Source organism: Pseudomonas sp. 05N432 (genome assembly GCF_056396945.1).
Window position 1 is genome coordinate 217593 of sequence record NZ_JBFTMM010000018.1, and the last position, 14292, is coordinate 231884.

The 14292-nt window shown below is 60.9% G+C and carries 13 protein-coding genes and 1 riboswitch; of the genes, 6 read left to right on the top strand and 7 right to left on the bottom strand.

Features of this window, described 5'->3' with window-relative positions; all coding sequences use genetic code 11:
- Positions 1 to 85: 85 nt before the first annotated feature.
- The 3 genes from cpdA to AC1DHT_RS20885 form a co-directional block, all read right to left on the bottom strand.
- Entirely contained in the window at positions 86 to 901 is an 816-nt protein-coding gene (gene cpdA / locus AC1DHT_RS20875; RefSeq protein WP_427543997.1) for a 3',5'-cyclic-AMP phosphodiesterase, read from the bottom strand.
- Positions 902 to 1000: 99 nt separating this feature from the next.
- Positions 1001 to 1453 (bottom strand): DUF1249 domain-containing protein, encoded by a 453-nt coding sequence (locus AC1DHT_RS20880; protein ID WP_019691483.1) that lies wholly within the window; start codon positions 1451 to 1453, stop codon positions 1001 to 1003.
- A complete protein-coding gene (locus AC1DHT_RS20885) occupies positions 1444 to 2061 on the bottom strand; it encodes an NUDIX domain-containing protein (RefSeq protein WP_427544000.1) in 618 nt (205 codons plus the stop codon). Before AC1DHT_RS20885 ends, AC1DHT_RS20880 begins: the two co-directional genes overlap by 10 nt.
- Positions 2062 to 2285: 224 nt before the next feature.
- Here AC1DHT_RS20885 and AC1DHT_RS20890 point away from each other — a divergent pair, with 224 nt between their 5' ends.
- Positions 2286 to 3032, top strand: coding sequence for an RsiV family protein (locus AC1DHT_RS20890; protein WP_427544003.1), 747 nt, complete (start codon positions 2286 to 2288; stop codon positions 3030 to 3032).
- Here AC1DHT_RS20890 and cytX read toward each other — a convergent pair.
- Together cytX and thiC are read right to left on the bottom strand one after the other, a co-directional pair.
- Positions 3001 to 4293: a putative hydroxymethylpyrimidine transporter CytX gene (gene cytX, locus AC1DHT_RS20895; RefSeq protein ID WP_477761450.1), complete on the bottom strand. Its 1293-nt coding sequence runs from the start codon at positions 4291 to 4293 to the stop codon at positions 3001 to 3003. The genes AC1DHT_RS20890 and cytX overlap by 32 nt on opposite strands.
- A 153-nt stretch (positions 4294 to 4446) precedes the next feature.
- On the bottom strand, positions 4447 to 6336 hold the full coding sequence (thiC, locus tag AC1DHT_RS20900; protein WP_427544009.1) for a phosphomethylpyrimidine synthase ThiC: 1890 nt from the start codon (positions 6334 to 6336) through the stop codon (positions 4447 to 4449).
- Positions 6337 to 6507: 171 nt separating this feature from the next.
- Positions 6508 to 6613, bottom strand: a riboswitch (TPP riboswitch).
- 195 nt (positions 6614 to 6808) lie between these two features.
- Here thiC and AC1DHT_RS20905 point away from each other — a divergent pair.
- A complete protein-coding gene (locus tag AC1DHT_RS20905; protein WP_427544012.1) occupies positions 6809 to 8248 on the top strand; it encodes a TolC family outer membrane protein in 1440 nt (479 codons plus the stop codon).
- A gap of 58 nt (positions 8249 to 8306) precedes the next feature.
- On the opposite strand, the gene waaA is transcribed toward AC1DHT_RS20905, so the two are convergent.
- Both waaA and AC1DHT_RS20915 read right to left on the bottom strand, forming a co-directional pair.
- Positions 8307 to 9581 (bottom strand): lipid IV(A) 3-deoxy-D-manno-octulosonic acid transferase, encoded by a 1275-nt coding sequence (gene waaA / locus AC1DHT_RS20910; RefSeq protein WP_477761451.1) that lies wholly within the window; start codon positions 9579 to 9581, stop codon positions 8307 to 8309.
- Between the two features lie 23 nt (positions 9582 to 9604).
- On the bottom strand, positions 9605 to 10495 hold the full coding sequence (locus tag AC1DHT_RS20915) for a LysR family transcriptional regulator (protein WP_123581908.1): 891 nt from the start codon (positions 10493 to 10495) through the stop codon (positions 9605 to 9607).
- A gap of 103 nt (positions 10496 to 10598) precedes the next feature.
- Here AC1DHT_RS20915 and AC1DHT_RS20920 point away from each other — a divergent pair, with 103 nt between their 5' ends.
- The 4 genes from AC1DHT_RS20920 to AC1DHT_RS20935 all read left to right on the top strand — a co-directional run bounded on the left by AC1DHT_RS20920 (position 10599) and on the right by AC1DHT_RS20935 (position 14176).
- The gene (locus AC1DHT_RS20920) at positions 10599 to 10931 is read left to right on the top strand and encodes a DMT family transporter (RefSeq protein ID WP_019691475.1); all 333 of its coding nucleotides are present in this window, start codon (positions 10599 to 10601) and stop codon (positions 10929 to 10931) included.
- A gap of 251 nt (positions 10932 to 11182) precedes the next feature.
- Positions 11183 to 12358 (top strand): NAD(P)/FAD-dependent oxidoreductase, encoded by a 1176-nt coding sequence (locus AC1DHT_RS20925; protein WP_427544020.1) that lies wholly within the window; start codon positions 11183 to 11185, stop codon positions 12356 to 12358.
- A complete protein-coding gene (locus tag AC1DHT_RS20930; protein WP_427544023.1) occupies positions 12355 to 13167 on the top strand; it encodes an aldo/keto reductase in 813 nt (270 codons plus the stop codon). Before AC1DHT_RS20925 ends, AC1DHT_RS20930 begins: the two co-directional genes overlap by 4 nt.
- A 43-nt stretch (positions 13168 to 13210) precedes the next feature.
- The gene (locus AC1DHT_RS20935; RefSeq protein WP_427544026.1) at positions 13211 to 14176 is read left to right on the top strand and encodes a metal ABC transporter ATPase; all 966 of its coding nucleotides are present in this window, start codon (positions 13211 to 13213) and stop codon (positions 14174 to 14176) included.
- Positions 14177 to 14292 lie beyond the last annotated feature (116 nt).

The following is a 14292-nucleotide window of genomic DNA, read 5'->3' on the forward strand; positions in this document are numbered from 1 at the left end:
CACCCGAGATCAATGTGGGAGCGAGCCTGCTCCGGGCGGCGTTCCGACGATGGCCGCGACCCGGTTTTCCTGAGCTACAAAAATTTCAGTAGCCGTTGGAACCGTAGTCGATCTGGAAATCGAACCCGGTCACGCGCTCGACCCCGGTTTCCAGCCGTCCGTCCGGCAGCAACCGCAACCAGCGATAACCCGGCGCCAGGGTATCGACCTTGAAATCCACACTACCAGGCTCGAACTGGATGCACGTCGATGGCGAAGCGATCAGCCGCACATCGTTGCGCAACTGATCGATTTCCTGATGCACATGACCCCAGAGCACTGCCCGCACCTGCGGGAAGCGATCGAGCACGGCAAACAAGGCGTCCGGGTTGCGCAGGCCAATCGGTTCCATCCAGGCACAACCGATGGACACCGGATGATGATGCAAGCACACCAGATGATGGCGCTCCGGCGCTTCGCTCAAGGCGCGGACGAGCAATTGCAGTTGATCGTCCTGCAAATACCCTGGCACCGAACCCGGTACCGCCGAATCCAGCAAGGTGATCCGCCAGTTACCGATGTCCACGATGGGCTCCAGCAACTGACTCTGGACCGCGGCCCGGGCCATGATCTGCGGCTCATCGTGGTTGCCCGGAATCCAGCGCGCGGGCGCATCGATCTGCCGGGTCATCTCGCGAAACTGCTGATACGACTCAAGCGTGCCATCCTGGGACACGTCGCCACTGGCGATCATCAGGTCAATCTGCGGCTGTTGCGCCAGTACCAACTCGATAACCTTTTGCAGGCTGTCGCGGGTGTTCATGCCCAGCAACGTGCCATCCGCCTCGGCGAACAGATGGCTGTCAGAGAGCTGCACCAGCAATACGGCATCGTTGGCTGTCAGAGTGGATACGCTCGGCAAGGCGTTCTCCCAAGGCGTGATCACGGATATGGATGAATGGCGCAATTATGCTGGGGGAAATTGAAAAGAGGAAACCCGTGAACCAGACGCAGTTCACAACTAGCGTACGACTTCGAACTCATGCCCGCAGGCCAAGCAATGACTCAACCACTCGCCGAGGAACACATTGAGCTGGGCCTTTTCGTCCGGCTGGTGCATCAACGCATTCGGATAAGGATAGATGCCGCGAAAGCGCCGTGCATGTTCGGCACTGATGACTTCGGCCATACGCGCATCGTGGTAGACCTGCACTTCCAACTGCGGCACCGGCAGCCATGGCAGACTGTGCTCCTGGCGTACTCGCAGGGTCGTGGTGTACGGACACGCCTGCAACACTTCCAGCATCAGCACGCCCAGCATCTGCTCACCCTGGGTCATGGCAATGCGCCGGGCAGCCGGCTGGTTGCGCATCTCCGGTAACAGGCGCATCAGTCGGGCGTAGTTGGCCTCGCAGGCGCTTTGCAGCCCCACAAGGTCGACCCGATAACGATCGCGCTGTTTGTTTACGACCATAACCCCCTCACTTCAACGCGGTTCAAAGCCAGCCATTGCAAGGCAATAATGCTCGCCGCGTTGGAAATCCGTCCATCACGTACGGCTTGCAGGGCATCTTCGAAGTCCCAGACCGTCACGCGAATATCTTCTGCTTCCTCCACCAGCCCATGCAGGCCGCCGGCCCCGGCACTGTTACACCGCCCCAGATACAAGTGCACATATTCGGTACTGCCACCAGGCGACGGAAAATAATTGAGCATCGGCCACAGCGCAGTGAATACAAGTCCAGCTTCCTCCTGCGCTTCGCGGTGAGCAACTTCTTCCGGTATTTCGTCCCGGTCGATCAGACCGGCGACCAGTTCGATCAGCCACGGATTATCGACTTTGCCCAATGCGCCGGCGCGAAATTGCTCGATCAATACCACTTCGTCCCGCTGTGGATCGTAAGGCAAGACACACACGGCATCATGGCGAACGAACAGCTCGCGGCTGATCTCGCGACTCATGCCACCGGCAAACAGCTCATGGCGCAGATGCACGCGCTCAAGCTTGTAGAAGCCCTTGAAGCAGTTTTCACTGCGTACGACGTCTACGATGGTCGGGGTAGCAGTGGCAAAATCAGTCATAACATTCCTCGTTTACTGTCGATCTGTCTGAGGCTCCCCCCCAGGCTTCGCGCCATCCTAACGCGCCCGCACCGGTTGATGCAGCCTCTTTGCCGTCAGCGGGATAGACGGCAAGGGGTGAAAACAACTCTAATTGGCTCTAATTAGCTTAGTGGCGAACCGACCGCGCCGCTGGCAGTCGAAGACCCTGAATTTTGCCTTTCTCTGATTCATGAAGGACGCCCATGTCGCTGTTGAAAATCGCCTCCGTGGCCTGTATTGCCCTCACGCTCGGCGCCTGCCAAAGCCTGTTCCAACCCAGCTATCGGGCACAGGTGACATCCACTCGCGATGCGTCCGAGCAGGTCAAGCCGGGTTGCGACGGCCCCGACTGTCCGCTGGTGAATATCGACACGGTGCATTTCCCGACCGACCCGCAACTGGACCGGATCGTCGAACAGCGCCTGCTGCAAATGGCCCGCACCTCACCGGGCGCGGCGCTACCCGCCTCCCTCAACGCCTTCCGCGAACAGTTCCTGCGTGAATCAGGCGATCGCAACAGCGTCTACTTGCAAGCCAAGGTACGTGAGCAGCATGACGGACTGGTGATCATTGAAGTATCCAGCTATCTGGACACGGGCGCGGCCAATGGCACGCCGGGACGAGGCTTTATCAACTACTCGCGCCAGCTGCAAAAAGAGCTGAGCCTGAGCGACATGCTGTTGCCGGGGCAGGAAGTGGCGTTCTGGAAGACCGCGCAAGTTGCGCACAATAGCTGGCTGATCAATTCGCAACTGGATCGGGATCCGGACTTCGTCAAAACCTGGCCCTTCCAGAAAACCCCGAACGTGGCCTTGACCAGCGCCGGGGTGGTGCTCAAGTACAACGTCGCGACCATCGCGCCCTATTCGAGTGGCCTCATCGAGATGACCATCCCCTACGCTCGTCTCAAGGGTCAGATCAAGCCTGAGCTGGTGCCGGAGCGTAGCTGAAGACCCGCCCCAGCAGCAGTTGCAGCAGCCCTGCCAGTACCAGCGATGGCAGGGTTGCGCCGACTTCCGGATACAGATTCGCCAGCAAGTGATAGGTGCTCACCCCGCCCAGCCAGGCGAGCAACGCCGGCCAGCGCAAGGCGGCTGACGCGATCCGGGCACTGCGCTTGCGCAGGATGAAGTGATCCACCAGCACCACGCCGAACAGCGGCGCAAACACCGAACCGATCAGCAGCAGGAAGTTCTGGTACTGGGCCAATGGCGCCAGGCACGCGATCAAGGTGCAGATCACACCAATGGCCAAGGCCAGGTGTTCGACTTTCATGCGCAACAGAATCCCGCTGGAGACCGCCGCCGAGTGAATGTCGGCGAACRCATTTTCTGACTCGTCCAGCAGGATCAGCAACAGCGGAATGCCCAAGCCGGCACCGGCCAGCGCCAACAGCAAGGCGTTGACTTCACCACTCGGGGCAAACGCCAGGGTGTAGGCAACGCCCAGGCTCATCAGCCAGAAGTTACCAATGAAGAAGCCCAGCGCCGTGCCGCCGAATACGCTTTTCGCACGCTTGCCGAAACGCGAGTAGTCGGCAATCAGCGGCAGCCACGACAGCGGCATCGCGATGGCGATATCAAAACCCACGGCGAATGGCATCGAACCGTCACCGGCCTGTACCCACAGCGCAGCCAGATCGGCTTTGGTGAAGAGGTTCCAGGTTAGCCAGGTGCACGCTGCCAGCAGCAACCAGATGCCCCATTTGCGCAGGATCTGACGGACAAACGTCAACGGACCGCTGACGGCGAGCAAGGTCGCCAAGGCGCCGAACGCCAGCGTCCAGAGCAATGGATTGGCCATCAGGCTAGCGTCGCTGAACGCACGGGCGCCGAGCAGGCTGGCCGCGTCGCGCATGACGATGATTTCGAACGAACCCCAACCGATCAGTTGCAGCAGGTTCAACAGCGCCGGCAGACTCGCACCGCGAGTACCGAGGCTCAGTTTGAGTGCAGCCATGGCCGACAGGCCGGTATCGCTGCCGATCACCCCGACGCACGCCAGCAGCAGAACGCCGACCAGCGTGCCCAGGAAAATCGCCAGCAACGAACCCGACAAGCCCAAACCGGGTGCCAGCAAGGCCCCGGTCTGCAAGACCATCAGGCCAATGCCGAGGGAGAACCACAGGGAGAACAGATCACGGGCACCGAACACGCGCTGGGCCAGAGGCACGGCGTGGTCGGGAGAATAGGTACTGGGTTGAATACTCAAGGGGGGGTATCTCAGAGGAACATTTGTTGTTGTGTTGATCGCCATCGCGAGCAGGCTCGCTCCCACAGGGGACTTGTGAACGACACAAATCCAATGTGGGAGCGAGCCTGCTCGCGATGGCGGCGGTGCAGGCACCGCCAACCTCAAGTCAGATCAAACCTTCTTGTACAACTGACTGCCTTCCTGCTTGAAGCGCTCAGCCTGTTCGGCCAGACCTTGGGCGACTTCGGCATCGACGGTTTCGATCCGCTGGTTGGCCGCATACTCGCGGACTTCCTGGGTGATTTTCATCGAGCAGAATTTCGGCCCGCACATCGAGCAGAAATGCGCGACCTTGGCCGAGTCTTTCGGCAGGGTTTCATCGTGGTACGAACGCGCGGTGTCCGGGTCCAGGCCGAGGTTGAACTGATCTTCCCAGCGGAATTCGAAACGCGCCTTGCTCAAGGCATTGTCGCGGATCTGTGCGCCCGGATGTCCTTTGGCCAAGTCTGCCGCGTGGGCGGCGATCTTGTAGGTGATGATCCCGGTCTTCACGTCATCCTTGTTCGGCAGGCCCAAGTGCTCCTTCGGCGTGACGTAGCAGAGCATGGCGCAACCGAACCAGCCGATCATTGCCGCGCCGATGCCCGAGGTGATGTGGTCGTAACCCGGTGCGATGTCGGTAGTCAATGGGCCGAGGGTGTAGAACGGCGCCTCGTCGCAGCACTCGAGCTGCTTGTCCATGTTCTCCTTGATCAACTGCATCGGCACGTGGCCCGGGCCTTCGATCATGGTTTGCACGTCGTGCTTCCAGGCGATCTTGGTCAGCTCGCCGAGGGTTTCCAGCTCACCGAATTGCGCTTCGTCGTTGGCGTCGGCAATCGAGCCCGGACGCAGGCCATCGCCCAGCGAGAAGCTGACGTCGTAGGCCTTCATGATTTCGCAGATGTCTTCGAAATGAGTGTAGAGGAAGTTCTCTTTGTGGTGCGCCAGGCACCACTTGGCCATGATCGAACCGCCACGGGAAACGATCCCGGTCACGCGTTTGGCGGTCATCGGCACGTAGCGCAGCAACACGCCGGCGTGGATGGTGAAGTAGTCGACGCCCTGTTCGGCCTGCTCGATCAACGTGTCACGGAACAGCTCCCAGGTCAGGTCTTCGGCAGCGCCACCGACTTTTTCCAGCGCCTGATAGATCGGCACGGTACCGATCGGCACTGGCGAATTGCGGATGATCCACTCACGGGTTTCGTGAATGTGCTTGCCGGTGGACAGGTCCATGACCGTGTCCGAGCCCCAGCGAATGCCCCAGGTCAGTTTCGCCACTTCTTCTTCGATGGACGAACCCAGTGCGCTGTTGCCGATGTTGCCGTTGATCTTCACCAGGAAGTTACGGCCAATGATCATCGGTTCCAGTTCAGTGTGGTTGATGTTCGCCGGGATGATCGCGCGACCGCGGGCGATTTCTTCACGGACGAATTCCGGGGTGATGATTTTCGGCACGCTGGCGCCGAAGCTGTGGCCAGCGTGCTGCTGATCCAGCAAACCTGCGGCGCGGGCCACTTCGAGCTTCATGTTTTCGCGGATGGCGACGTATTCCATCTCCGCGGTGATGATGCCTTTGCGGGCGTAGTGCATCTGGCTGACGTTGGCGCCCGGCTTGGCGCGGCGCGGGTTGTTGACGTGAGCGAAACGCAGCTTGGTCAGCTCCGGATCGGCGAGGCGTTCCTGGCCAAAGTTCGAGCTCAGGCCGGCCAGACGCTCGGTATCACTACGCGCTTCGATCCACGGCGAACGCACGTCGCCCAGGCCTTTGCGCACATCGATGATGACGTTGGGGTCGGTGTATGGACCCGAAGTATCGTAGACCACAACCGGTGCGTTGATCTCACCGCCGAAATCGGTTGGCGTCACGTCGAGGCTGATTTCGCGCATCGGCACGAGGATGTCCGGGCGAGAGCCCTGAACATAAATTTTTTGCGAGCGGGTAAAGGGCTGAACCGATTGCTGATCGACTTTGGCCGAGTCACTCAGATTGATCGCATTTTTTGATTTTATAGTCATCACGGGCTCTCCAGACTTCATCCAGGCAGTGGAATTTTGTCGGAGCGAACCTGTAACGAATGGACGCAGCCCACCAGTGAAAACTCCAGCTGGATGAGTGCTGTGCTGAGTGCACGAGGGCTGTTCGATTGTCGAACAACATCCCGGACGAAGCACAAGAGGACTCGCCGGGTGACGAGAAATCTTGTTCCCTACGCAGGCTTAAACCTGATCAGGTTCAACGGGATCCGAAATTATTCGATCTCAGCCTCATAGCAAGGCACCCCGACAAGAACCCGGCCAGTCTAGACACAACTGGCAAAGAACGCCAACACCGGTGCAAACAGCGTGATGAATGGCGTAATTACAGGATTGTTGCCGCAGGTTGGCGCATCTACACTCGCTACGCCATGCTGCGCCTTGACGCTGTAGGGCGTGCGCCGTAGCCTTGGCGCTCAAATTATCGACGTAATAAAATTTTAGGGATCGCCTCATGCTGCGCAAACTCTCACTGGCTCTTGCCGTGTCTTGTGCGTCCAACGGAATGGCCTGGGCAGCAGAAGCGCCATTATCGACCAATACCGATCTGGTCAGCGTCTACCAGGAAGCTGTCGACAACAACGCCGACCTGGCCGCCGCCCGCGCCCAATACGGCGCACAAAAGGAAGTCGTGCCTCAGGCCCGTGCCGGCCTGCTGCCGAACCTCTCGGGTGGTGCCCAGGTTGCCGATGTGCGGACAAAAATCGACCAGCCGTCAGCCATCGCCAACCGCAGTGCCCACTTCTATCAAGCGACGCTGGCCCAGCCGTTGTTCCGCGCCGATCGCTGGTTCCAGTTCCAGGCGGCCAAGGATGTCAACGAGCAAGCGGCGCTGCAACTCTCGGCGACCGAGCAGAACCTGATACTGCAAAGCGCCGTAACCTACTTCAACGTGCTGCGCAGTCAGGACAACCTTGCCTCGACCAAGGCCGAGGAAGCCGCGTTCAAGCGCCAGCTCGATCAGTCCAATGAGCGCTTCGATGTCGGCCTCTCGGACAAGACCGACGTGCTGCAATCGCAAGCCAGTTACGACACCGCGCGCGCCAACCGGATTCTCGCCCAGCGCCAGGTGGATGATGCGTTCGAAGCACTGATCACCCTGACCAACCGTCAGTACAACTCGATTCAGGGCATCGTCCACACCTTGCCGGTCCTGCCGCCAGCACCGAACGACGCCAAGGCCTGGGTCGATACCGCCGCCAAACAGAACCTCAATCTGCTAGCCAGCAACTACGCGGTCAGCGCCGCCGAAGAAACGCTCAAGCAGCGCAAGGCCGGCCACGCACCGACCCTCGACGCCGTGGCGCAGTACAAGACCGGTGACAACGATGCGCTAGGCTTCAGCAACCCGAGCGCCTTTGGTCAACCGTACGGCGGCACCGTCTCGCAAAGCACGGTCGGCCTGCAATTGAACATTCCGATCTACAGCGGCGGGCTGACCAGCTCGCAGGTTCGCGAGTCGTACTCGCGCCTGGACCAAAGCGAACAGCAACGCGAAGCACTGCGTCGGCAAGTAGTGGAAAACACCCGCAACCTGCACCGCGCGGTGAACAGCGATGTCGAGCAGGTGCAGGCACGTCGGCAGTCGATCATCTCGAACCAGAGCGCGGTGGAAGCCACGGAGATTGGTTATCAGGTGGGGACGCGCAATATCGTCGACGTGCTTGACGCCCAGCGTCAGCTGTACACCTCGGTGCGCAACTACAACAACAGCCGCTACGACTATATTCTCGACAACCTGCGCCTGAAGCAGGCGGCCGGTACTCTCAGCCCGGGCGACTTGCAGGACCTGAAGCGTTACCTCAAGGCCGACTACAACCCGGACAAGGATTTCCTGCCACCGGACCTGGCCAAGGCTGCAGCGGAACAGCTGAAGGCTAATCCCGGGCAGTAATAAACCCCACCCTGTGGCGAGGGAGCTTGCTCCCTCGCCACAGGTGTCAGATTCCGAATTAGTTGATCAACCGCCCCAACCCATCCAGCAATCGCTGCAAGGCGCCTTGATTAGCGCGCATCACGTTCAGCCCCGCCTCTGCCATCCGCTGCGCATCGCGTGGCAACTCGAACAACCGCTGCACCGCCACCGCCAGCCCATGGGCGTCATCCACTTCCTGCAATGCCTTGGCGCTACGCATCAGCGCGGCGATCTCAAGGAAGTTGAACAGGTGCGGCCCGCTCAACACCGGTTTGGCCAGTGCTGCCGGCTCCAGCAGGTTATGCCCACCATTGGGCACCAGACTGCCGCCGACAAACGCACTGTCGGCCAAGGCGTAGAGAAACAGCAACTCGCCCATGGTGTCGCCGAGCAGCACTGAGGTGCTGGCGCTGACTGCTTCACCGGTCGAACGACGGACCGTGTTGAAACCCTGCTGCTGGCAGAGTTCGAATACCGGGTTGAAACGCTCGGGGTGACGCGGCACCAGAATCAACAGCGCATCCGGATGGCTGGCGAGCAATTGTCGATGCGCCGCCAGCACCACTTCGTCTTCACCTTCATGGGTACTCGCGGCGATCCATACCGGACGCTCGACTGCTTGCCATTGCTGACGCAACTCGGCGGCCCGCTGCAGCAGCTGGGGGTCGATGCGCAAATCAAACTTGATCGAACCGGTCACTTCGACCGTTTCCGCACGCGCGCCCAGCTGCCGAAAACGCTCGGCCTCGGCTTCGGTCTGCACTGCGAACAGACTCATTTCGGCCAGCATCGGCTGTGTCAGCTTGCTGAAACGGCCATAGCCTTTGGCCGAGCGTTCCGAGAGCCGGGCATTGGCCAGCGCCACCGGGATCCCGCGCTTGGCACATTGATGAATGTGGTTGGGCCACAACTCGGTTTCCATGATCACCGCGAGTTTCGGCTGAATCCGGTCGAGAAACCGCGCCGCCGCGCACGGCAGATCGTAAGGCAGATAGCAGTGCTGGATGCGCGACTCATTGGCGAACATCGCGTGAATCCGCTCGGACCCGGTCGGGGTCATGCAGGTCACGGTGRTCGGCAGCTGTGGATAACGCTCGAGCAACCCGCGAATCATCGGTGCAGCGGCAATGCTTTCGCCAACCGACACCGCATGTACCCAGATGCCGCCGGTTTTCATCACCGGCAAGCCGATGGAGAAACGTTCGCCAATACGTTTGGCGTACGCCGGTGCCTTGCGCGAGCGCAGCCACAGCCGAATCGCTACCAGTGGCAGCCCCAGGTAAAACAGCACGGTGTAGAGAGTTCTATTCATGGCGGCGGAGTTTATCGGCTTTTTTAGCCAATCGCCTGCAAGTGCACGGCAAAACGTTCCGCCAACCAACGCGCCGCCGGCCCCAGCGGTTCATCACGCCGCCAGACCAACTCAACCACCAAGGCTGGCGGGGTCCATTCGCTGACCAGTTCGACCATCTGCCCCTGATACGCCGGGTACTGCACCACATGCCGCGGCAGCCAGCCCCACCCCAGGCCACGCATCAGCCACTCGGCGAGAACGTAGAAACTGTCGGCGCGCCAGACTTGCGGGCTGGCTTGCTCACTGCCGGGGTAGACGCTGGAATGCGTGGCCATCAGCAGCTGTCGATGCTGCGCCATCTGCTGGCAATTGACCTGCCCTTCTACAGCCAGCGGATGCCCTACTCCGCACACCGTGACCATCTCGACGCTGCCCAGCACCCGACGTTCCAAGGCTTCGGGAATCTGCTCGTGATAAAACAGCAAGCCCAGATCGGCCCGGCGCTCCACCAGTTTGCGCGCCACATCGCCCTGAGCGGCGCTGGCCAGTTGCACTTCCAGGCTGGGAAATTGCTCGGCCAATGCCTCGAGACTGTCGAGCACCGGCTGATAAGGCATGGCCTCATCCTGCGCCAGACGCAGCCGCGCTTCCTGACCCCGCATCAACGCCAGCGCCCGACCGTTGAGGCGCTCGCACTGGCGCAGCACTTCTCGCGCTTCTTCGAGCAACGCGCTGCCTGCTTCGGTCAAGCGCGGCTGGCGGCCGCTACTGCGGTCAAACAGGTTCAGGCCAAGGTCTGCCTCAAGCAGTGCAATCGCACTGCTGACCGCCGATTGCGCCTTGCGCTGGTCCCGCGCGACAGCCGAAAACGAACGCTGCTCGGCCACGCTGACGAACAAACGCATCTGTTCCAGACTCCATTGCACACTCATGGCTCAACCCATCTTCAAATCAGATAGGTAATGACTTTACCCCATCTCGAAAGCCTCTAGAATGCCGACCTCATCAAGCAGGCCAAAATACGAGGATCACACCATGAACGCTTACTACCTCCTGGCTATCGCCATCTGCGCCGAAGTGATCGCCACCGTATCGATGAAAGCGGTCAAGGGCCTGAGCACGCCACTCCCTTTGCTGTTGATCATCGTCGGTTACGGCATTGCGTTCTGGATGCTGACCCTGGTGGTGCGCACCATTCCGGTTGGCGTCACCTATGCGGTGTGGGCCGGCATGGGGATCGTGATGGTCAGCATCGCGGCGCTGTTTCTCTACGACCAGAAACTCGACATCCCGGCCATGCTCGGCATGGCACTGATCGTCCTGGGCGTGGTGGTCATCCAGCTGTTCTCGAAAACCGCAGGCCACTAAAGCCCGATACCTGTCCATTGTGGCGAGGAAGCTTGCTCCCGCTGGGTCGCGAAGCGGCCCCAAAACCTGATATCGAGGCTTGGGGATAGACCGCATTGGTTCATTTGCGGCTGCTGCGCACCCGAGCGGGAGCAAGCTCCCTCGCCACAGATTTGTGCATGGCCTGACCAGCCACCTGTTGATCGCCAGCAAAACCTCCACTCGTCGAGTCTGTATACTGCGCCTCTAGTCCTGAACTCCGAGGTCGCTGCATGCCATCCGTTATTTCTACCGACGTGCTGATTGTCGGCGCTGGTGTCGCCGGCCTCTGGCTGAACGCACGCCTGCGTCGTCAGGGTTTCTCGACCGTACTGGTGGAAAGCGCCAGCCTCGGCGGCGGGCAGAGTGTGAAATCCCAGGGGATCATCCACGGCGGCGCCAAGTACGCGCTGCATGGTGCGTTGACCGGTGCCTCCGAAGCGATTTCCGACATGCCGCGCCGTTGGCGTGCAGCCTTGGCCGGAGACGGCGAGCTGGACCTGTCCGGCGTGCGTCTGCTCTCCGAAGCCCACTATTTGTGGTCCCCTGGCACCCTCGCCGGCAACCTCACCAGTTTCTTCGCCAGCAAAGCGGTGCGCGGCCGGGTCGATCAGGTCAAGGGCGAGCAACTGCCACCCGCCCTGCAAGACAAGCGCTTCAAGGGCAAGGTCTATCGCCTGGCGGAACTGGTGGTCGATGTGCCAAGCCTGATCGGGCGTCTGGCCGAACTGGCCGGTGACGGCCTGCTGGCCGGGCAGAAGATCGAGCCACTGCTGGAAAACGGCGAACTGGTTGGCCTGCGGGTCGACGAGCGCGAGATCCGTGCGCAGCGCATCGTCCTCAGCGCCGGTGCTGGCAACGCCGACTTGCTCACGGCACTCGGCCTGAGTCAGCCGGCCATGCAACGTCGGCCGCTGCACATGGTCATCGTCAAAGGCCCGAGCCTCAAACCCTTGTACGCCCACTGCCTGGGCGGCGGGCCGAAGCCGCGCATCACCGTCACCACCCACCCGGCCGCCGATGGTCAATGGGTCTGGTACCTGGGCGGTGATATCGCCGAAGCCGAAGGCGTGGCTCGCGAACCTGCCGCGCAAATTGCCGCCGCACAGAAAGAACTCGGCAACCTGTTGCCCTGGGTCGACCTCAGCCAGGCGCAATGGGCGACCTTGCGGGTCGAGCGCGCCGAACCACTGCAATCGGGCCTGAGCCGACCCGACAACGCCTTCCTCGCCGAGCAGGATCGCCTGCTGGTGGGCTGGCCGACCAAACTGGCGCTGGCACCGGACTTCGCTGACCGGGTAATGGCGTCGCTGCAACGCGACGGCATCCAGCCAAGCCACCCGGCGCCGTTGCCAACCCTGCCAAAACCGCCAATGGGCGTGCCTGCCTGGGAGCAATTGTTGCCATGAGCCAAGCCACCCTGCACGACCTGCATCGCCCGTTGGGCAGCACTGGCCTGCTGGTTTCGCCGCTGGGCCTGGGCACGGTGAAACTCGGCCGCGACCAAGGCGTGAAGTACCCCAATGGCTTCCAGATCCCGGACGATGACGAAGCGCGCAGATTGCTCAAGCTGACCCGCGAGCTGGGCATCAACCTGATCGACACCGCCCCCGCCTATGGCCGTAGCGAAGAACGCCTCGGCCCGCTGCTGCGCGGTCAGCGTCAGGAGTGGGTGATTGTCAGCAAGGTCGGTGAAGAATTCGCCGACGGTCTGTCGCACCATGACTTCAGCGCTGCCCACACACGTTTTTCCATCGAGCGCAGCCTGAAACGCCTGGAAACCGACTTTATCGACCTGGTGCTGGTGCACTCGGACGGCAACGATCTGGCGATTATCAACGAGTGCGAGGTCTACCAGACCCTCGCCGAGCTCAAGCGCGAAGGCAAGATTCGCGGGTTCGGCTTTTCCGGCAAGACCGTTGATGGCGGTTTGAAGGCTCTGGAACAAGGCGATTGCGCCATGGTCACCTACAATCTCAACGAACAGGCCGAGCGGCCAGTCATCGACTACGCTGCTGCCCACGGCAAAGCGATCCTGGTGAAGAAGGCTCTGGCCAGCGGTCACGTCTGCCTCAGCCCGGGTGTTGATCCGGTACGCGCCAGCTTCGAACTGTTGTTTGCGCAACCCGGTGTCACCAGTGCTATTGTCGGGACCATTAATCCGCTGCACCTCGCCCACAATGTGGCGACTGTTGCTCAAGTCCTACGTAGTCGTTGAACAGCCGCCGAGGCGGCCGACCCCGACGCAAGAAGGAGCCGACATGCCGCGAACGCTCATAAGAAAGAACCCCAGCAACTTCAAGACCCTGCCGTTATACGTCGAAGCGACTCCCGAAGGCCTGAGTTATCAGAGTGTCGGCAGGCCGCTGAACTTCTCCCAAACCCTGCAACGTCGGCGCCCGGTCACAGTGGCCAATCCAGAGCACTTTTCGCTGGAGCTGGCCAACCTTGGCGTCTCGGTACGGCTGACCCTGCACTGGCAGAATCGCGATTACTGGGTGCTGGTTCGCCAGCGTCGTCAGGACCGTGGCGACGTGGTGCTCAAGCTGATCTCGGGTTATGTGCCGGCCCATGAACTGAACCTGCCGTTGCACACGGCCATTCAGGAGATCGCCGAAGAATGCCTGCTGGAGACCCCAGAAGGCTGGCTCGGCGGGCGCTTCAATGACACTTGGCTGCCAGCCCCCTATGCCAGCGCGCTGCATTACCGCGAAGCGCTGCCGTTTCGCCTGACGCCGCTGTCTGGAGCTGCACGCCCGGTGCGTTGTGCCAATATGCAGTTGCTCGAACGACCACGGGCCTACGTGCATCTGCCCACGGCGTCCTTGCAGTTGATCTACGATTTGCGCCTGGACGTTCCCAAGGAAACCAAATCCCTGAGCCTGTTCCATGTCGATGAACGTCTTGAAGGCGATCAACTCGTTGCACGACTGGATCGCAAGCGCCCCGACCTGTACCTGATGCCGCTTGAGGATGGCCAGCCGCTGCCCGAGCTCTACACCCTGAAAAAAGATCAGCTCTACCCGGCAAGCACGCGCGGACTGTATCTGGCAGAAAGTTTTGCCCGACAGGAAGGCTGGCTGGTGCGTGACGAACGGATTCGCTGGAAGGACTGGCTCAGGCAGCAGGGCTTGAGCCAACCGGACAAGGCATCGGGTTTCAGCCGATTGACCGGCAAAGCCAGACTGCTGCTGAAGAAAATCGTGCCACGCAAGGTGGCACGCTAACTCACCCTGTGGCGAGGGAGCTTGCTCCCGCTGGGCCGCGAAGCGGCCCTAAAACCCGCCATTGAGTTTCTACAGATACACCGCGTTTGCTGGTTTACGCCTGCTGCGCAGGCGAG

Bases quoted from the DNA above. Each gene is read 5' to 3' on its own strand.
- AC1DHT_RS20920 (WP_019691475.1), top strand. From the start codon at position 10,599: ATGAACGCTTACTACCTCCTGGCTATCGCCATCTGCGCCGAAGTGATC.
- AC1DHT_RS20925 (WP_427544020.1), top strand. From the start codon at position 11,183: ATGCCATCCGTTATTTCTACCGACGTGCTGATTGTCGGCGCTGGTGTC.
- AC1DHT_RS20930 (WP_427544023.1), top strand. From the start codon at position 12,355: ATGAGCCAAGCCACCCTGCACGACCTGCATCGCCCGTTGGGCAGCACT.
- AC1DHT_RS20915 (WP_123581908.1), bottom strand. From the start codon at position 10,495: ATGAGTGTGCAATGGAGTCTGGAACAGATGCGTTTGTTCGTCAGCGTG.
- AC1DHT_RS20880 (WP_019691483.1), bottom strand. From the start codon at position 1,453: ATGGTCGTAAACAAACAGCGCGATCGTTATCGGGTCGACCTTGTGGGG.
- thiC (WP_427544009.1), bottom strand. From the start codon at position 6,336: ATGACTATAAAATCAAAAAATGCGATCAATCTGAGTGACTCGGCCAAA.
- AC1DHT_RS20935 (WP_427544026.1), top strand. From the start codon at position 13,211: ATGCCGCGAACGCTCATAAGAAAGAACCCCAGCAACTTCAAGACCCTG.
- AC1DHT_RS20905 (WP_427544012.1), top strand. From the start codon at position 6,809: ATGCTGCGCAAACTCTCACTGGCTCTTGCCGTGTCTTGTGCGTCCAAC.
- AC1DHT_RS20885 (WP_427544000.1), bottom strand. From the start codon at position 2,061: ATGACTGATTTTGCCACTGCTACCCCGACCATCGTAGACGTCGTACGC.
- AC1DHT_RS20890 (WP_427544003.1), top strand. From the start codon at position 2,286: ATGTCGCTGTTGAAAATCGCCTCCGTGGCCTGTATTGCCCTCACGCTC.